Raw genomic sequence first — 18,876 nt, 5'->3', positions numbered from 1 at the left:
GACCTGCCAGTACACGAGGGCCGGCCGACGACCCGCGTGCGCTGCACCACCTTTCCTGCGAGCCTCTGGGTATGCCACACATCAGCCCGGCGGGGGCCGTCAACATCGAGTACAGCCACTTCTCCATCGGGGAGCTGTGGGAACCGGGCTTCGAACGACGGGATGTCAGGCCGGACTTTCAGACGAGCGAAGCGGTCGTCGTCCCTGGCCGCATCATCGTGAGATCACGAGTGCAGGAACACACCGCGCGCGTTGTCCTGGCCCTCGGCGGACAGCACGGCCAGGTGCCGGGGGCCGGGTGGGAACTGCTCGCGTCCGTGGCGTACCAGCCTGTCTACACGGGCCGCGTGGCTGCGTTCGACACGACGAACGGCCAGGCACGGAGTGCCGGCGAAGCTGTCAGGGTGTTCGGTCAGCAGGTCGACCCGGGCGAGCCGACCATCGAACTGGATCCGTCGCGCACGTATGACGTGCAGGTATGGGCTCAAGGCCGCTCCGACTCCCGCGAGCGGTTCGACGCTGCCGCGCCGGGCGCGGATACCGAGGGTTTCTCCGGCCTGGAGACGTATCTGATCGTGTTCACTCCCTCCGGCACTCAGGAACCCCTGCCACCAGCCGTCCCCGAGAGCCGACGAGACCGGCTGGCCCGTACTCATGGAAAGCCGCCCCTCAACTCCCGCTGACACGTCGTGGGAACGATGAGGGGGAGCACCCGGCGGGTAGTGCCCGAGCTCAAGAAGGCTTGCGGACAGCTTCTGTTCCCAAGCTCGGTGACTTGCTCTGACACGCGCTGGCTTCCTGCCGACCGCCTACCACCAGGGGGTGCAGGTGATGCCGGTGTCCCTGACGACGCTGGTCAACCGGCCGCACTGGATCCACGACGCGTTGTTGTCTGTCGCCGACGTTGCCCGTCTGCATCGCGTAGGAGACGACGGCCTTGGGTTTGCCGATGATCATGTCGTCACGACGGTTGCTGCTGCTACCCGACCGGAGCGTTCATGTCGCTCCTGCTCCAGCCGCCGTAGCGACCCTGACAGATGTCAGGGTGTGGCGCACGCCTCCTGGCCGCCACGGTGCACCGGAGCCGGGAATGCGATCGCCGGTTGACCTGGCAGAACAGCGGTCGCTGGTGCACAACCTTCGAGGTCTCCCGGACGTCCAACACCCCACCCGGTGCTACCCCATGGCGCCGGAGTTCTTACCCACGCATCCGGGAGATGCCATGAGTTCTGTCCCCGTCGGCCGTATACGGCGGCGCGGAGTTTGTGTCGCGGCCATTGGTGGTCTGGTGCTGGCCGCGCTCGGCGGCGGGGCCGCCGTCGCCGATGATGAGCCGCAGAGCGATCAGCTGTGGATCGAGGCGCCTTACGAGCAGACGGTCACCGTCGCTCCGGCGGGCGGCGTCGCCGCCTGGCGGTCGCTTGCGCTGGGGCTGTACCACGACAACAACAACTTCACCGTCACCGATGGCCGCATCAACGTCGACATCTCCGGGCTGGCGGGGGTCGCCGAGGTGGCGTGGCCCGACAACTGCACGGCTTCCGACGCCGGCACCACGGCCGTGTGCGTCACGGGGGACGTGCCCGTCGTCGCGAAGACGTCGTTCGAGGTGAAGGTGCGCGCCGTCGAGGGCGCTGCCCCGGGCGCCGAGGGCCTCATCAGCTACTCGGCGGAGGCCACCGGTGGTCCCGAGGGCAGGCTGAGCACGCCGGAGGGTTGGTCCGAGACGACCGTGCGCGTCGGCTCCGGCCCCGACCTGGGCATCGAGAACCCCGAGCGGCTCAAGGACGTCGCCCCCGGCACCGTCCTCACCGCGCCGTCCGCGATCACCAACACCGGCAACGAGCCCGCCCAGGGCTTCACCGTGTGGATGGCGGCGACGTACGGCATCGACTTCGTCACCAAGTTCCCCGAGTGCAGCTACCCCGAGGCCGGGGAGAGCGGTGATATGAAGCAGGTCAACTGCTCCTTCGACACCGTCGTCGAGCCGGGCGCCACCGTCGAGTTGCCTGAGCCGCTGAAGATCGCGGTGAACTCCCACGCCCTGTACGACCGTCTCGACATCAGCGTCCAGCCGGGTGGCGACGCCTCCGACCTGGACGGTCGCGACAACTACCGTGCCTGGGGCATCGACGCCAGCAACACCGCCGACTTCGCGGTGCGCGGCAGCAAGGTGAGCGGGGCGGCCGGGACGACCGTCGACGCCGGCTTCCGCTTCGTCAACCGCGGTCCGGCCTGGGTCTCCCACGTCTTCTCCGGTGACGCGCCCGCGCTGATCGACTTCACCGTGCCCGAGGGCACCACCGCGACCTCGGCCCCCGAACTGTGCCAGCCGCGCACCCTGGACGGCGCCTGGATCGGGCAGCGTCTCGGCGCCCCGCGCTACACCTGTTACCTGCCGTCGGCGGCCTTCCCGGGCCTCAACGTCGACTACGCGTTCAAGCTGCGCGTCGACCGTGTCGTCCCGAAGGCCACCGGTCGGGTCGTCGCCCACTCGGAGCGCGGCCTCGACGTCCCGTTCCCCTTCGACCCGACGCCGCGCAACAACACGGCCAAGGTCGTGGTGAACCCGTAGGCGCGAGGAGTGGGACGGCCGGGGACCCCGGTCGTCCCGTTGCCCACGTACGCGCCTACGGCGCCTTGAACAAGGCGCTTCTCGGGGGGCCTTGGAGGTGAATCGGGGGGCTTGAGCCGTCACCGCACGGGGAAGCCGAAGGTGTGCCCCTGCTGCTTCAGCCACGGCAGGATCTCGCGCAGGGCGGCCACGGTCTGGGAGCGGTCTCCTCCGCCGTCGTGGAAGAGCAGGGTCGGGCCGTTGGAGATCTCGTTCTTGACGGTGGCGACGATGGCGTTCGTGCCGGCGCGCTCGAAGTCCTTGGAGTCGATGTTCCAGCCGAGCGGGCGCATGCCGTGGGAGGCGGCGAGGTGGCGGCTGTAGGGCGTGAAGGCGCCTCCCGGGGCCCGGTAGTACAGCGGGCGGACGCCCCCGGACGCCTCGGTGATCATGCGCTCGGCGTCCAGGATCTGCTGTGCCTGGTAGGCCTCGGGCTTGCCGTCCATGGTGACGTCGTGCGAGACCGTGTGGTCGCAGAGGCGGTGCCCGGCCGCCACCACCGCCTTGACCAGGTCCGGGTGGGCGCGGGCCTGCGGGCCGATCATGCAGAACGTGGCCTTCACCCCGTTGTCCCGCAGTACCTGCAGCATCTGCGGGGTCCAGGTGGGGTCCGGTCCGTCGTCGATGGTGATGTTGACGCTACGGGCACCACCGTCCGAGGCGTGCGCGATGTCCGCCGAGACGGGCGCCGCCTTCCGGCCGCCCTGCGGCTGAGCGGGCGCCTTGGCAGGGGGCGACGATTTGCCTGCCTGGGCGGGCTGTCCCTCGCCGGAACCGGAACCGAACTGCCCGTTCCAGAACGCGGTCAAGACGGCCACCGCGATCACCCCGAGCGCCGCCGCGAGCACCTTGCCGAACCATCCCCATCCGCCGCTTCGCGCCATGTCTTCTGTTCCCTTGCCGTTGCTGTGGGGCCTTTGCATCCGGCAAGAGGGGGGAAAGGGGCCGAGGGATCCATCTGTTACCGATCACGGACAATTCCCCATGACGGTCCCGGCACGCTGCCGGTCCGACTCCCAGCGGATCCACAGACGTACCTCAGCTCAGCCTCAGCTCGGCGCCTGAGGATTGTCCCCGAGCTCGACCCGGGGGACAGCCAGGCACCGGAGCCCGGTCGCCGCGCCCACGCGAGCCGCCGTAACTTCACGCGCAAGGTCTTCTTCGCCTCCGGTGCCTGGGCCGCGATGGCCGACGACACCACGGGTACGGCCGAGGCGTTTTCTTCGGCCTGACCACCGACGGCAAGCGCATGGACGACCTGTTCACGGGCCACTCCACCGGCGTCGCGACCGCCACCGGTGAGGCGCACGGTCGATCGCCTCGGCCCGGCGACGGGCGGAGCGCTGGTCAGTGGTGCGTCGCCGCGCACCGCGCCAGTCGCGTCGCGAAACGGCCGTGCGGGGCCAGCGCGGCCACCGCGTCGGCGTCGGCGGCCGTGTCGACGTCCCGCAGGCGGGGCAGGTCGCGCACGCGCAGCCCGGCGGCGACGAGCCGCTGCCGCTGTACGGCCCCCGTCGACGGCGTCGACATGGGCACGCCCCGCAGCAGCGCGGGGTCGGGCTCGGCCAGTCCGAGGGCCCAGAAGCCGCCGTCCTGCGCCGGGCCGAAGTACGCGTCGCAGTCGGTGAAGTCGACGTCGAGCAGGTCGGGCGTCACCTGGGGGGTGTCCATGCCGATCAGCAGGGTGGGCCGCCCCGCGCATCGGGCGAAGGCGTCCGCGAGACGTTCGTCGAGGCCGCCCGTGCACTGCGGCACGACGTCGAAGCCGGGCGGCAGCCAGTCGCCGGGCTCCCCGTCGAGCATCAGCACCCGCTCGCGGACCGGCGCGGCCGCCACCGCCCACAGGGTGTCCTCGAGCGCGGCCTGGGCCAACTCCGCGGCCTCCACCGGGGTGAACGGCGGGGTGAGCCGCGTCTTCACCCGACCCGGCAGGGGCTCCTTGGCGATGACGAGGAGTGTGGTCATCGCATGCTCTTTCCGGCGGCCGTGGCTTCTGCCGGGGTGAGCCGGAGTTTCGCGTGGCCCGGCGGGGGTTCTTGGGTGATGGCGAGGGGCGTGGTCATCGCACGCCCTTTCCGGCGGCCACGGTCTCCACCGGGGTGAGCCGGAGCTTCACGCGGCCCGGCAGGGGTTCTTCGGCGATGACGAGGGGCGTGGTCACCGCACGCCCCTCCCGGCGGTCGGAGCCGTGTCCTTGCTGGGCACCTCGGCCAGGACGTTGCTCATGTCCCGTACCGCCTGCCAGGTGCCGCGCCAGGTGCCCGTCACCTTCGAGGTGCCGGTGCGCGGCAGGTACGGCACGTCGTGCTCGGCGATCCGCCAGCCGTCGTCGGCCGCGCGGACCACCATCTGGAGCGGATAGCCGCTGCGCCGGTCGGTCAGGCCGAGGGCGAGCAGCGGCTCGCGGCGGGCGGCGCGCAGCGGTCCGAGGTCGTGCAGCCGCAGCCCGGTGCGGCGGCGCAGCATCCGCGAGAGCGCGAGGTTGCCGGCCCGGGCGTGCGCCGGCCACGCGCCCCGGCTCTGCGGTCGGCGCCTGCCGAGCACCAGGTCGGCCTCGCCCGCCCGCACCTCGCGGACGAAGGGGACGAGGAGCGACGGGTCGAGGGAGGCGTCGCAGTCGCAGAAGCACACCACGTCGGCGGTGGCGGCGGTCAGCCCGGCGTGGCAGGCGGCGCCGAAGCCCCGGCGCGGCTCGTGCACCACGGTCGCGCCGAGCGCGCGGGCGACCCGGTCCGAGCCGTCGGTGGAACCGTTGTCGACGACGAGGGCGCGCCAGCCCGGCGGGATCCGTTCGAGCACCCAGGGAAGCGCCTCGGCCTCGTTCAGGCAGGGGAGCACCACGTCGACGTCGGGAGATGCGGATGATGTCGTCGCCACGCTTTCACCCTACGAGAGTGAATCGGACATAACGGACCGGCGCTCCTTACGAAACGCGGACGTCGGACGACGAAGCGGAGCCCGGGTGCGGCATCGGCGGCGGCGCGGTGCCAGGCTGGGGGCATGCAGCAGCAGCCGTACGAGCCCCTCGGGGCGCACGCCGCCGACGGGACCCCACGGATCCTGGTCGTCGACGACGATCCGACCGTCGCCGAGGTCGTCGCCGGGTATCTGGACCGCGCCGGTTACGTCGTCGACCGCGCCGACGACGGCCCGACGGCCCTCACCCGCGCCGCCGCGCACTGGCCGGACCTGGTGGTGCTCGACCTGATGCTGCCCGGCATGGACGGCCTGGAGGTGTGCCGGCGGATGCGCGGACGGGGGCCGGTCCCGGTGATCATGCTCACCGCCCGTGGCGACGAGGACGACCGCATCCTGGGCCTGGAGGTCGGCGCGGACGACTACGTCACCAAGCCCTTCAGCCCCCGTGAGCTGGTGCTGCGCGTGGAGTCGGTGCTGCGCCGCAGCCGGCCCGTCGCCACCGGGCACCAACTGGGCGCGGCCGGCCTGGCCCTCGACCCGGCGGCCCGCCGGGCCACCAAGAACGGCACCGAACTCGCCCTGACCCTGAGGGAGTTCGATCTGCTTTCGTTCTTTCTCCGGCACCCGGGGCGGGCCTTCAGCCGCGAGGACCTGATGCATGAGGTGTGGGGCTGGGACTTCGGTGACCTGTCCACGGTCACGGTCCATGTGCGCCGGTTGCGTGGCAAGGTCGAGGACGACCCGGCCCGGCCCCGTCTGATCCAGACCGTGTGGGGCGTGGGCTACCGCTTCGAGCCCACGGGAGAGGAGACCGGAGCGTGAGCGACATGCTGCTCATCGCCCTGTACGCCTTCGCCGGCGCCGCCGCCAGCGGCCTGGCCGGGGCGGGTGTGCTGCGCCTGATCCGGCGCCGTTCGCTGACCGCCTCGCTCGCCGTGGTCGCGGCGGTCGGGGTCGTCGCGATGCTCGCGGGCACCCTCGCCGTCGCCTGGGCGATGTTCCTGTCCGCGCACGACCTGAGCGTCGTCACGACCGTCGTCGCCATGGCGGCCGTCGTCTCCCTGGCCACGGCGCTGCTGCTGGGCCGCTGGGTCGTCGCCCGCAGCCGCGAACTCGCCCTGGCCGCGCGCTCCTTCGGCGACGGCGGGGACTTCGCCGCCCCCGTCGGACCGGCGACCGCCGAACTGGAGCACCTGAGCCGCGAGCTGGCGGCCACCAGCGCCAAGCTCGCCGAGTCCCGGGAGCGCGAGCGCGCGCTGGAGACCTCCCGGCGTGAACTCGTCGCCTGGATCTCGCACGACCTGCGCACCCCGCTGGCCGGCCTGCGCGCCATGTCGGAGGCCCTGGAGGACGGTGTGGCGGCCGACCCGCACCGCTACCTCCGGCAGATGCGCACCGAGGTGGAACGCCTCAACGACATGGTCGGCGACCTCTTCGAGCTCTCCCGCATCCACGCCGGCACGCTCGCCCTGGCGCCCACCCGGATGTCCCTGTACGACCTGGTCGGCGACGCGCTGGCGGGCGTCGACCCGCTCGCCCGGGAGCACGGGGTGCGGCTGGTGGGCGGCCGGATCGAGCCGGTGCCGGTGGAGGTGGACGGCAAGGAGATGAGCCGGGTGCTGGGCAACCTGCTGGTCAACGCGATCCGCCGGACTCCGGCCGACGGCACGGTCGCGATCGCCGCGGAGCGCTCCGCCGAGGGCGTGGTGCTGTCGGTGACGGACGGCTGCGGCGGTATCCCGGAGGACGACCTGCCGCGCGTCTTCGACACCGGCTGGCGCGGCACACACGCCCGCACACCGCCGGCCGGCGCGGGCCTCGGCCTCGCCATCGTCCGGGGCATCGTGGAGGCCCACCAGGGCCGGGCCACCGTACGCAACATCCCCGGCGGCTGCCGCTTCGAGGTGGTGCTACCGACGGCCGTCTCCTGAGCAGGCCGCGGTTCGGCAGCGCCCCCAAAGGGGCGCGGGGCTGTGTTGACCTGCGGCTACCGCCGCGCGGGCGCGACCAGCCACGACGAAGCCCGCAGACGTCCGACGGCCCATCGCGGCACTCCCGCGGAGCGCTACGCCTCGCGCATCCCGGCCCGGGCGAACTCCCCCATCCCCTCCTCGAACCCCACCTCCGGCTTCCACCCCAGTTCGTCCCGCAGCCGCGAGGAGTCCGCGGTGATGTGCCGTACGTCCCCGAGCCGGTACTCGCCCGTGACGACCGGCTCGGGCCCGCCGTACGCCGCGGCCAGCGCCCGCGCCATCTCGCCGACGGTGTGCGGCTCGCCGCTGCCGGTGTTGTACGCCGAGAGCGCGCCCCGGGCGCCCGCCGCCTCCAGCGCCGCCGCGTTGGCCGCCGCCACGTCCCGCACGTGCACGAAGTCCCTGCGCTGCCGCCCGTCCTCGAACACCCGGGGCGCCTCGCCGCGGGCGAGCGCCGAGCGGAAGAAGGAGGCGACACCGGCGTACGGGGTGTCGCGGGGCATGCGGGGGCCGTACACGTTGTGATAGCGCAGCGACACCGCCGACCCGCCCGTCGACCGGGCCCAGGCCGCGGCCAGGTGCTCCTGGGCGAGCTTGGTCGTCGCGTACACGTTGCGCGGATCGGCGGGGGCGTCCTCGCCGACAAGCCCGGGGGACAGATCCGCCCCGCACACCGGGCAGGCGGGCTCGAACCGGCCCGCGTCGAGGTCGGCGACGGCCCGCGGCCCGGGCCGTACGACCCCGTGCCGCGGGCATTCGTAGCGCCCCTCCCCGTAGACGACCATCGACCCGGCCAGCACGAGATGCCGTACGCCCGCCTCCGCCATGGCGGCGAGCAGCACCGCCGTCCCCAGGTCGTTGCGCGAGACGTACTCCGCGGCGTCCGCGACCCCGTTGCCGAGCCCCACCATCGCGGCCTGATGACACACGGCGTCCACACCGGACAGGGCGCGGCCTACGGCCGCGGGGTCCCGCACATCGGCGGCGGGATCGTCCCGTACGTCGAACACGAGCGGCTCGTGCCCGCGCGCCGCGAGCGCCTCGACCACATGGGACCCGATGAATCCGGCACCGCCGGTGACCAGTACACGCATACGGCCACGCTAGATCCGTACCGGCGCCGCGCCAGGGGGCCGCGCCCGTACGTCACGACTCCGTAAGGCATCCGAGGGCGCCGCCCGCCGGACGTAAGGGTTTCGTCATCCGAAACGGCCGCCTCTGACGGCCGCCCTGCCCGTATGAATGGGGGAGAGATCGAGTGACTCCCAGGAGGTGGCGTTATGGGGCGGGCGCGCAGGTCGCGGGTCAGGCCGTGGATGGTCGCCGTGCTGACGGTGGCGGTCGTCGGGGCGGGCTTCGGGCTGTACTGGTTCCAGCCGTGGAAGCTGTGGCAGGACACGACCGTGCAGGAGGCGCTGCCCGGGACGGTCGTCCCGACGACGCCGGCTGCCGAGGCACCGGCCGGGGAGTCGGCCGAGGAGCCGGCCGAGGAGCCGGCGGATGCGCCGTCCGATGCGTCCTCCCCGCCGGCCCCGGCCGGTCCGACGACCCTGGCGAGCGGCGAGCTGATCAGCCACGAGCACACCACGTCCGGCACCGTGAAGCTGGTACGGCTGCCCGACGGCGGCCATGTGGTGCGGCTGGAGAACCTCGACACCAGCAACGGGCCGGACCTGCGCGTGTGGCTGACCGACGCGCCGGTGAAGGAGGGCCGGGCCGGCTGGGGGGTCTTCGACGACGGGAAGTACGTCAGCCTCGGCAAGCTCAAGGGCAACAAGGGCAGCCAGAACTACACCGTGCCCGCGGACGTCGACCCGGCCCGCTACAGCAGCATCAGCATCTGGTGCGACCGCTTCAACGTCTCCTTCGGCGCCGCGGAACTCGCCCGTGCCTGACGCGAAAGTCAGTGGTCGGAGCGCTGTACGCCATTGCGGGATCGATACTGCGGCCCGTTGCCCCGAGCCGATCGGCCGATAGGCTGTTAAGAACGCGTCAGGGGCGCGGGGTGTGCCGGGAAGTCTGGTCGGCGATGTATTGGGGCATTGAGCCCGCTGTCGTCGATGCCCGGAGGTTTGGCTGCCATGGTCGGTGCCCCGCGTCCCCGTCCCCGTCCCCGCTCCTACTTCCTCGGGGTGCTTCCGCTCCCCGAGCGGCAGGAGGTCACCCGGGCCCTGCGGACGGAGACGGTGGGTGGCCTGGTCCTGCTGGTGGCCGCGGTGATTGCCCTGGCATGGGCGAACAGTCCCTTCGGGGACTCCTATGAGCGAATACGCGACTTCCACTTCGGCATACCGGCCCTAGGACTGGACCTGTCGGTCGCCCACTGGACCGCCGACGGGCTGCTGACCGTGTTCTTCCTGTTCGCCGGCATCGAGCTCAAGCGCGAACTCGTAGTCGGCGAGCTGCGTACCCCGGCCACGGCCACACTGCCGGTGGTCGCCGCCCTGTGCGGCATGGTGGTGCCCGCCGCCGTCTATACGGCCACCGCGGGCTTCGGCGGCGGCAGCCTGGGCGGATGGGCGGTGCCGATGGCCACCGACATCGCCTTCGCCCTCGCCGTCCTCGCGGTCCTGTCCACCCATCTGCCCGCCGCGCTGCGGGCCTTCCTGCTCACCCTGGCCGTGGTCGACGACCTCGGTGCGATCCTGATCATCGCCGTCTTCTTCACCGACGATCTCAACCTGTACGCGCTGGCGGGAGCCTTCGGGTGCCTGGTCGTCTTCCACCTGCTCCAGCGGATGCGGGTGACCGGCTGGTGGTGGTACGTGCCCCTGGGGATCACGACCTGGGCGCTGATGTACAACGGCGGGGTGCACGCCACCGTGGCCGGTGTCGCCATGGGCATGATCCTGCGCACCGTCCGCGACAAGGACGAGCAGGAGTCGCCGGGCGAGCGCACGGGGCACCTTCTGCACCCCCTGTCCGCGGGCATCGCCGTCCCGCTGTTCGCCCTGTTCGCCGCGGGCGTCAGCGTCTCCGGGAGCGCCCTGGGCGAGGTGTTCACCTCCGCGGAGATGCTCGGCGTGGTCCTGGGCCTGGTGCTCGGCAAGACCTTGGGCGTCTTCGGGGGCACCTATCTCGCGGTCCGCTACACCCGTGCCCGGCTCAACCCCGACCTGGCCTGGGCCGACGTGTTCGCGCTGGCCGTCCTGGCCGGGATCGGCTTCACGGTCGCCCTGCTCATCGGCGACCTCTCGTTCGCCGGGGTCACCCAGACCGAGCACGTCAAGGCCGCCGTCCTCGTCGGCTCCCTGGCCTCCGCCCTCCTCGCCTCCGTGCTGCTCCTGCGCCGCAACCGGGTCTACCGGGTCCTGTACGAGAAGGAGACCGTCGACGCGGACGCCGACGGGATTCCCGACATCTACCAGCGGGATGCCGAGGGCGCGGAGGATGCCGAGGACGCGGCCGGGGTGGACGAGCAGGACCGGGCGGCCGGCTGACGATCCGGCGGACTCCCGCGCCGTTACGCCTCGGTAAGGCCTTCCGGGCCGGCATGCCGTGAGTCTTGACGCCTTCCTTACGCAGTCCGGCATGGAGGGGGAGGGGAAGATTGCCGGAATACGGCAATGCGGTGCGGGTCTCAGAACGGCAGGATAAGGATCGAGGGGAGCACGCGGGACGGCCCCGATGCCGGACACCGGCAGGTGGCTGCATCGGGGCCCGGAGGACGTGCCGCCGCCGTTACGGACAGGATGATCGGGGGTCGGGAATGCGGACGTTCGTCGAAGCCGCCACCGGCTTCCCGACCTTCTTCTTCACCGTCGCCCTGGTCGTCGTCGCGGGCGCCACCGGCTCCGACTGCTACGACGAAAACGTGGACGCCGATGCCTGGGGCCTTGGGGCCTTGGGGCCTGGCGAAGTCGGCTGCGGTTCGGCAGCGCCCCGAAAGGGGCGCGGGGCTGTGTTGACGTGCGGCTACCGCCGCGCGGGCGCGACCAGCCACGACGGGCCGACAGACGATCGACGGCCCATCGCGGCACTTCCCGCGGAGCGCTTGGCGGCGGTGGCCGCCTGGTGCGCGACCCGGCTGCTGGTACGGCCGTTGCATCGGCTCTTCCCCGATGAACGCGGGCCGTCCCGGACGACGGCCTGAGCGATCTGAGCGACCTCGCCGCTCGACGCCGCGACTTCTCCAGCCCTGAGGGGGCTCACACCCTCCCTACCTGCCAAGGACCTCACTGATGATTGCCATGACCGTGGGCATCGGCGCGCTCGTCGCGCTCTGCCTGATCGCCGTACTCGTCGTCTCCCTGCTGTTCCGCAAGGTGGAGCAGGGCAAGGCGCTGATCGTCTCCAAGATGCGCAAGGTCGACGTGACCTTCACCGGGCAGGTCGTGCTGCCGGTGCTGCACAAGGCCGAGGTGATGGACATCTCGGTGAAGACCATCGAGATCACCCGGGCCGGCAAGGAAGGCCTGATCTGCCGGGACAACATCCGCGCCGACATCCGGATCTCGTTCTTCGTCAAGGTCAACAAGACCGTCGAGGACGTCGTCAAGGTCGCCCAGGCCGTCGGCACGGCGCGGGCGAGCCACCGGGAGACGCTGCAGGAGCTGTTCCACGCGAAGTTCTCCGAGGCGCTGAAGACCGTCGGCAAGCAGATGGACTTCACCGACCTCTACACCAAGCGCGAGGAGCTCAGGTACCGGATCATCGAGGTCATCGGCGTCGACCTCAGCGGCTACCACCTGGAGGACGCCGCGATCGACTACCTGGAGCAGACGCCGCTGTCCCAGCTCGACCCGGCCAACGTCCTCGACGCCCAGGGCATCCGCAAGATCACCGAGCTGACGGCGATCGAGCACGTGCGCACCAACGAGTTCCAGCGCACCGAGGAGAAGGAGATCACCCGGCAGAACGTCGACGCCCGCGAGGCCATCCTGGAGCTGGAGCGCCGGCAGGCCGACGCCGAGATCAAGCAGCGCCGCGAGATCGAGACCGTACGGGCCCGCGAGGAGGCCGAGACCGCGCGGGTGGTGGAGGAGGAGCGGCTGCGGGCGCAGGCGGCGTTCCTGCGCACCGAGGAGCAGCTCGGCGTCCAGCGCGAGAACCAGGCCCGCGAGGTCGCCGTCGCCGCGAAGAACCGCGAGCGGGTCATCGCCGTCGAGAACGAGCGCATCGAGAAGGACCGCCTCCTGGAGGTCATCGCGCGGGAGCGGGAGACCGAGCTGACGCGGATCGCCGCCGAGAAGGAGGTCGAGGGGGAGAAGCGGGCGATCGCCGAGGTCGTGCGCGAGCGGGTCGCCGTGGACCGTACGGTCGCCGAGCAGGAGGAGTCCATCAAGAAGCTGCGCGCCGTCGAGGAGGCCGAGCGCGAGCGTCAGGCCGTCATCATCGCCGCCGAGGCCGAGGCGCAGGAGAAGCTGGTCAAGGACATCAAGGCCGCGGAGGCCGCCGAGCAGGCCGCCGTGCACCGCGCCGCCGAGGAACTCACCCTCGCCGAGGCCCGGCTGAAGAGCGCCGACCTCGACGCACAGGCCAAGCTGCGGCTCGCCGAGGGCGTCCAGGCGGAGTCCGCCGCCGAGGGGCTGGCCGCCGTCCAGGTCCGCGACAAGGAGGCCGAGGTCATCGAGAAGGCCGGCCGCGCGGAGGCCGAGGCGACGCAGGCGCGCATGCTGGCCGAGGCCGAGGGCGCCAGGGCCAAGGCGCACGCCGAGGCGGCGGCGATCGGCGAGAAGCTGAAGGCCGAGGCCGCGGGCCTGACCGAGAAGGCCGCCGCGATGGCCGCGCTGGACGAGGCGTCCCGTACGCACGAGGAGTACCGGCTGCGCCTGGAGGCCGAGAAGGACATCCGGCTCGCCGGCCTCGACGTGCAGCGGCAGGTCGCCGAGGCGCAGGCCACGGTGCTGGCCACCGGCCTGGAGAGCGCCGACATCAACATCGTCGGCGGCGAGTCGGTCTTCTTCGACAGGCTGATGTCCTCCATCGCGCTCGGCAAGGGCGTCGACGGCTTCGTGCAGAACTCCGAGACCGCGCAGGCGCTCGCGAAGCCCTGGCTGGACGGCACGTCGAGCTTCACGGACGACCTCAGCCGGATCCTCGGCTCGGTCTCCACGGGTGATGTCCAGAACCTGACGGTGTCCGCGCTGCTGATGAAGCTGATGAACGGCGGTGGCGGCAACGCCGGGCAGCTGAAGCAACTGCTCGACAAGGCGGGCGAGCTGGGCCTCGCCGACACGCCGCTGGCCGCGCTCAACGGCACCGCGAAGGCCTGACCCACCGGGCCTGACAGACCCGCGGTCCGGAGCTGCCGCACAGGGGACGGCGGCTCCGGACCGCGACCTTTCCGACGCCGGGAACGTGACCTTTCCGATGTCGGGAAAGGGACCGACTTCTTGAGAGGGACCCATGACCACCGGCCTGGACCACGGCACGAACGACGCGCTCGACACCGGCACCTACGAGGTGCTGCGCGACCGGCTCACCGCGCAGTCCGCCGAGCTCGCCCGGCGGGCCGAGGCGCTCAACGCGCGTCGTGTCGAGGAGTTCGGCTCCACCCGGCTCGAACTCGGCGGCACCGAGCGGCTGCGCACCGAGCAGGCCTGTGTGCCCCGCGACCTCGTGGCCGTCGGTGACGTGCTGCTCTTCGGCTACAACGGCGTCCTCGGCGCGAAGCCGGAGACCGCCGTGGGCGACGTCCTCGCCCTGCACGACCGCGACCTGAACCGGCTGCCCGACGACGCCGTGCCCGGCCTGCTCGACGACCCGGACTTCCTGCGGGAGTTCGCCGCCCTGCACCGCTACTACCGCCAGGCCCGCCTGCTCCAGCTGCGCCGCGTCGACGGCAAGCTGCTGGCCGTCTTCCAGACCGGCGACAAGCCCGGCGACATCCGCGTGCTGCGCTGGTCGCTGTCCGACGACGGTCAGGCCGCCTTCCTGGACGCGCGCGGCGACCGCGACCACGTCCTCCCGCCCTCCCACGACTTCGCCTGGACCGCGACGACCCGCGAGGACCACGTCCTCGGCCGCCACCCGCACGTGTCCATCGAGGGCGAGGTCTTCGTCGAGACCCTCGGTGGCACCCTGACCGTCAAGGTCGAGGACGACACCGAGACGGGGGAGGGGATCCACGCCGAGCCGGTCGACGAGCCGCTGCAGTCCCTCGCGGACGCCGACATCGCGTACGCGCGCGTGGGCGCCCTGATCCTGCTGCGCGTCCGCCCGTACAAGGAAGACGCCGACCGCCACCTGGTCTTCAACACCCTCACCAGGACCGTCGTCCGCCTCGACGGCATCGGGCAGGCCTGCCGCCGACTGCCCGAGGACCAGGGCATCGTCTTCCCCGGGGGCTACTGCCTGGCCACCGGCAGCCACAAGACGTACGAACTCGACACGGCGGAGCTGGAGTTCGAGCGGGAGGTCCGCTCCCCGAACGGCGAGGACGTCCTGTTCGCGTTCCACGCGCGCGCGGCGGGCCGCACCCTGCTGCTGCCGTACAACCTGATCCGCAAGGAGATCGCCAACCCGCTGTCCTGCCACGGCTGGGCGCTCTTCGACGACGGCACGCTGATGGTGCTGCGTTCCGGCAACGACGAGCCGCAGCGCGTCCACCCCGTCCAGCGGTGGAACTCCCCGTACGTCGCCGACACCCACGCCGCCGCCCGGACCGCCGGCACCGGACCGCTGGCCCGCGTCGGCAACGCCGACCTCGTCCGGGGCATCTCCGACTGCCTGTCCCTCACCCGCGCCGCCGCCGAGACCACGCCGACGAGCGAGATGTACGAGGCGCTGCTGGCCGCCTGCGTCCGGGCGGCCGACACCCACCACTGGCTCGCCGAGCCCGAACTCGGCGACCTGCACACGCCGTTGACGCAGGTGCGGGCCACCGCCGAGCAGGTGCTGGCCGAGTTCGAGACCGTGCAGACCCTGACCCGGCAGGCGGCCGACGCGCTGGAGACGGCCGCCGCCCGCCTCGCCACGGTCGTACGGCGCCTGCGCGGCGAGGCGCCACGCGGGGCCGCCGCCTGGGTGGCCGGGCTGACCGAGCTGCGCCAGGCGCAGGGGCATCTGCTGACGCTCAAGGAGATGCGGTACGCGGACACCGCCCGCATCGACGCGCTCGCCGCCGACACCGAGGCCGACCTGGCGGACTTCGGTCAGCGGGCGGTGGCCCACCTGGCGCGCGAGGACGCCTTCGCCGGCCACCACGCGGACGTCGAGCGGCTCGTCGCGGACGCCGAGGCGATCGGCACCGTCGCCGAGGCCGCGCCCCTCGCGACCCGCCTCGACGAACTCGCCGAGGACATGGGCGCGGTGACCGAGGTGGTCGCCGGGCTCGACATCGGCGACGCCACGGTCCGCACCTCCGTGCTGGAGCGCATCGCCGAGGTCCTGGGCGCCGTCAACCGGGCCCGCGCCGTTCTCGACACCCGCCGTCGTGCCCTCCTCGACGGGGAGAGCCGGGCCGGGTTCGCCGCCGAGATGGCGCTGCTCGGCCAGGCGGTCACGGCCGCGCTCGCGGTGGCCGACAGCCCGGACGCGTGCGACGAGCAGCTGGCCCGCCTGCTGGTCCAGGTGGAGAACCTCGAGTCCCGCTTCGCCGAGTTCGACGACTTCCTCGGCGCGCTCGCCGACAAGCGCGACGAGATCCACGAGGCGCTCTCCGCCCGCAAGCAGACCCTCGCCGACGCCCGCGCCCGCCGCGCCGAGCGCCTCGCCGACTCCGCGGCCCGCGTCCTGCGCACGGTCACCCGGCGCTCCGCCGCGCTCGCCGACGCGGACGCCGTCGCCACGTACTTCACCTCCGACCCGATGCCCGCCAAGGTGCGCCGTATCGCCGCGGAACTGCGCGAACTCGGCGACCAGGTACGCGCGGAGGAGCTGGACGGCCGCCTCGACGCGGTCCGCCAGGAGGCGTCCCGCGCCCTGCGTGACCGCACCGACCTGTACGCCGACGACGGCCGCACCCTGCGCCTGGGCAACCACCGCTTCGCCGTCAACACCCAGCCCCTCGACCTCACCCTGGTCCCCCAGGGCGACGCACTGGCCTTCGCGGTGACCGGCACCGACTACCGCGCCCCGGTCACCGACCCGGACTTCCTGACCACCCGCCCCTACTGGGACCGGCTCCTGCCGTCCGAGTCGCCCGAGGTCTACCGCGCCGAACACCTCGCCGCCCGCCTGCTCGACGAGCACGGTCCGGCCGTGCTCGCGCAGGCCGACGACCTGGCGGCCTTCGTGCGCAGGGCGGCGGAGGAGGCGTACGACGAGGGCTACGAGCGCGGCGTCCACGACCACGACGCGACGCTGATCCTCGCGGCTCTGCTGCGTCTGCTCGACGGCGCGGGGCTGCTGCGCCATGAGCCGGGGGTGCGTGCCGCCGCCCAGATGTTCTGGGCGCACGGGACGACGGCCGAGGCCCGGCAGGACTGGCGGCGGCGTGCGGTGTCCCTGGCCCGCGCCCGTGACACGTTCGGGCTGGCACCCGCGATCGCCGACCTGCGGGAGGAGCTGGCGCGGGCGATCGGCACAGGGAGCGCGAGCGTCGCCGCCGCCGACGGCGCGGAGAGCGCGAGCATCGCTGCCGCCGACTACCTCTTCGACGAGCTCACCACCGGCCCCGACGGCTTCGTCGTCAGCTCCGGCACCCGCATGCTGCTGGACAAGTTCCGCCGCACGGTGGGCGGTTCGGCCTACGACGATGACCTCGCCGCCCTCGGTGACCTGGCCGCTCGCCGCCAGCTCGTCGAGGCGTGGCTCACCGCCTACACGACGTCCACCGGCACCGACACCACCCCCGGCGACCTGGCCGAGGCGGTGGCCGCGGAACTCTGCCCCGACCTGCCCCGCTACGAGTCGGACGCCCCGCCGGCCGAGACCGTTCAGGGACTGCTCGGCACGCACCCGCGCATCACCGGCCGTGCGCTCACTGTGCGCGTCGACGAACTCCTCGCCCGGACCGCCGCCTTCCGCGCCCAGGACGTGCCCGGCCACCGCGCCTACCAGCACCGCCGCGGCACCCTCCTGGACGGCGAGCGGTCCCGGCTGCGCCTGGACGAGTACCGCCCGCGCGTGATGTCCGCCTTCGTCCGCAACCGGCTCATCGACGAGGTGTACCTCCCGCTGATCGGCGACAGCCTCGCCAAGCAGATCGGCTCCACGGGAGAGGAGTCGAACCGCACCGGAAGCGGCGGTCTGCTCCTGCTCATCTCCCCGCCCGGCTACGGCAAGACGACGCTCATGGACTACGTCGCCGACCGCCTCGGCCTGATGCTGGTGAAGATCAGCGGCCCGGCGCTGGGGCACGGAGTGACCTCGCTCGACCCGGCCGAGGCGCCGAACGCCACCGCCCGCCAGGAGGTCGAGAAGATCAACTTCGCGCTGGAGGCGGGCAACAACACCCTCCTCTACCTGGACGACATCCAGCACACCTCACCCGAGCTGCTGCAGAAGTTCATCCCGCTGTGCGACGCCACGCGCCGCGTCGACGGCGTACGGGGCGGTGAGCCGCGCACCTACGACCTGCGGGGCAAGCGCTTCGCCGTCTGCATGGCGGGCAACCCCTACACCGAGTCCGGCAGCCGCTTCCAGGTCCCCGACATGCTCGCCAACCGGGCCGACGTGTGGAACCTCGGCGACGTCCTGACCGGCAAGCAGCACGCCTTCGCGCTGAGCTTCATCGAGAACGCCCTCACGGCCAACCCGGTCCTCGCCCCGCTCGCCGGCCGCGACCGGGCCGACCTCGACCTGCTCATCCGCCTCGCCGAGGGCGACTCGACGGCCCGCGCGGACCGGCTCACCCACCCCTACTCCCCGGTCGAGCTGGAGCGCGTCCTGTCCGTCCTGCGCCACCTGCTCACCGCCCGTGCGACGGTGCTCGCCGTGAACGCCGCGTACATCGCCTCCGCCGCCCAGACGGACGCCACCCGCACGGAGCCGCCGTTCCAGCTCCAGGGCTCGTACCGCAACATGAACAAGATCGCCCAGCGGATCCAGCCGGTCATGAACGAGCCGGAGGTGGCGGCCCTCATCGACGACCACTACCGGGCCGAGGCCCAGACCCTCACCGCCGGAGCCGAGGCCAACCTCCTGAAACTCGCCGAGCTGCGGGGCACCTTCACCGCCGAACAGGAAGCCCGCTGGCAGGAGCTGAAGTCGGCGTACGTCCGCACCCAGGCCCTCGGCGGCTCGGAAAGCGACCCCCTCACCCACGCGGTGGCCGCCCTCAGCCTGCTCGCCGACCGGGTGGCGGCCGTCGAAACAGCCATCCGCCACGCCACCGACCCCCGACACCTCATGGCCAACCCCACCGCCCGCCACGCGGCACGCCCCGTGCCGGGGGACGGGCAGCACTGAAGCGGCGGCGGTACGCGTGCCGTGTGGGCCGACGGCGGGGGTGGGCCGTTGGGACGATGTTCCGCGGCGGTGCCT

General features: G+C 72.3%; 13 protein-coding genes. 9 read left to right on the top strand and 4 right to left on the bottom strand.

The genetic code is table 11. The annotated features are described in order from the left end of the window. The first annotated feature begins 71 nt into the window (after positions 1-71). Positions 72-683 (top strand): hypothetical protein, encoded by a 612-nt coding sequence (locus ACP4J3_RS15855; RefSeq protein WP_426534678.1) that lies wholly within the window; start codon positions 72-74, stop codon positions 681-683. 539 nt (positions 684-1,222) lie between these two features. Further along, a complete protein-coding gene (locus ACP4J3_RS15850; protein WP_426534676.1) occupies positions 1,223-2,575 on the top strand; it encodes a hypothetical protein in 1,353 nt (450 codons plus the stop codon). A gap of 119 nt (positions 2,576-2,694) precedes the next feature. On the opposite strand, the gene ACP4J3_RS15845 is transcribed toward ACP4J3_RS15850, so the two are convergent. The 3 genes from ACP4J3_RS15845 to ACP4J3_RS15835 form a co-directional block, all read right to left on the bottom strand. Next, positions 2,695-3,498, bottom strand: coding sequence for a polysaccharide deacetylase family protein (locus ACP4J3_RS15845; protein ID WP_426534674.1), 804 nt, complete (start codon positions 3,496-3,498; stop codon positions 2,695-2,697). 463 nt (positions 3,499-3,961) lie between these two features. Continuing rightward, positions 3,962-4,579, bottom strand: a complete 618-nt coding sequence (locus ACP4J3_RS15840; protein WP_426534672.1) for a TIGR04282 family arsenosugar biosynthesis glycosyltransferase — start codon at positions 4,577-4,579, stop codon at positions 3,962-3,964. Positions 4,580-4,771: 192 nt separating this feature from the next. After that, positions 4,772-5,491 carry a glycosyltransferase family 2 protein gene (locus ACP4J3_RS15835; protein WP_426534670.1) on the bottom strand — a complete coding sequence of 240 codons (720 nt, stop codon included), beginning with the start codon at positions 5,489-5,491 and terminating at the stop codon, positions 4,772-4,774. Positions 5,492-5,614: 123 nt separating this feature from the next. On the opposite strand from ACP4J3_RS15835, the gene ACP4J3_RS15830 reads away from it, so the two are divergent. Both ACP4J3_RS15830 and ACP4J3_RS15825 read left to right on the top strand, forming a co-directional pair. Further along, the gene (locus ACP4J3_RS15830; protein ID WP_426534668.1) at positions 5,615-6,355 is read left to right on the top strand and encodes a response regulator transcription factor; all 741 of its coding nucleotides are present in this window, start codon (positions 5,615-5,617) and stop codon (positions 6,353-6,355) included. Continuing rightward, positions 6,352-7,464 (top strand): sensor histidine kinase, encoded by a 1,113-nt coding sequence (locus ACP4J3_RS15825; protein WP_426534667.1) that lies wholly within the window; start codon positions 6,352-6,354, stop codon positions 7,462-7,464. The genes ACP4J3_RS15830 and ACP4J3_RS15825 overlap by 4 nt, the downstream gene beginning before the upstream one ends. A gap of 134 nt (positions 7,465-7,598) precedes the next feature. Here the strand turns inward: ACP4J3_RS15825 and ACP4J3_RS15820 are convergent, their stop codons facing one another. After that, complete coding sequence (locus ACP4J3_RS15820; protein ID WP_426534664.1) at positions 7,599-8,600, bottom strand: NAD-dependent epimerase/dehydratase family protein; 1,002 nt, start codon at positions 8,598-8,600, stop codon at positions 7,599-7,601. Between the two features lie 186 nt (positions 8,601-8,786). Between ACP4J3_RS15820 and ACP4J3_RS15815 the strand changes: the two genes are divergently transcribed. From ACP4J3_RS15815 to ACP4J3_RS15795, 5 genes are all read left to right on the top strand, one after another. Next, complete coding sequence (locus ACP4J3_RS15815; protein ID WP_426534662.1) at positions 8,787-9,401, top strand: DM13 domain-containing protein; 615 nt, start codon at positions 8,787-8,789, stop codon at positions 9,399-9,401. Positions 9,402-9,587: 186 nt separating this feature from the next. Beyond that, positions 9,588-10,946 (top strand): Na+/H+ antiporter NhaA, encoded by a 1,359-nt coding sequence (nhaA, locus tag ACP4J3_RS15810; RefSeq protein WP_426534660.1) that lies wholly within the window; start codon positions 9,588-9,590, stop codon positions 10,944-10,946. A 269-nt stretch (positions 10,947-11,215) separates the two neighbouring features. Then, positions 11,216-11,599, top strand: a complete 384-nt coding sequence (locus ACP4J3_RS15805; protein WP_426534658.1) for a hypothetical protein — start codon at positions 11,216-11,218, stop codon at positions 11,597-11,599. Between the two features lie 88 nt (positions 11,600-11,687). Beyond that, entirely contained in the window at positions 11,688-13,721 is a 2,034-nt protein-coding gene (locus ACP4J3_RS15800; protein ID WP_426534656.1) for a flotillin family protein, read from the top strand. 133 nt (positions 13,722-13,854) lie between these two features. Then, the gene (locus ACP4J3_RS15795) at positions 13,855-18,801 is read left to right on the top strand and encodes a DNA repair ATPase (protein WP_426534654.1); all 4,947 of its coding nucleotides are present in this window, start codon (positions 13,855-13,857) and stop codon (positions 18,799-18,801) included. The last annotated feature ends 75 nt before the right edge of the window (positions 18,802-18,876 follow it).

Origin of the sequence: Streptomyces sp. UG1 (genome assembly GCF_049974585.1) — a bacterium.
Lineage (GTDB): Bacteria > Actinomycetota > Actinomycetes > Streptomycetales > Streptomycetaceae > Streptomyces.
The sequence above is the reverse complement of the archived record's forward strand: the minus strand, read 5'-3'. Positions and strand labels throughout refer to the sequence as shown.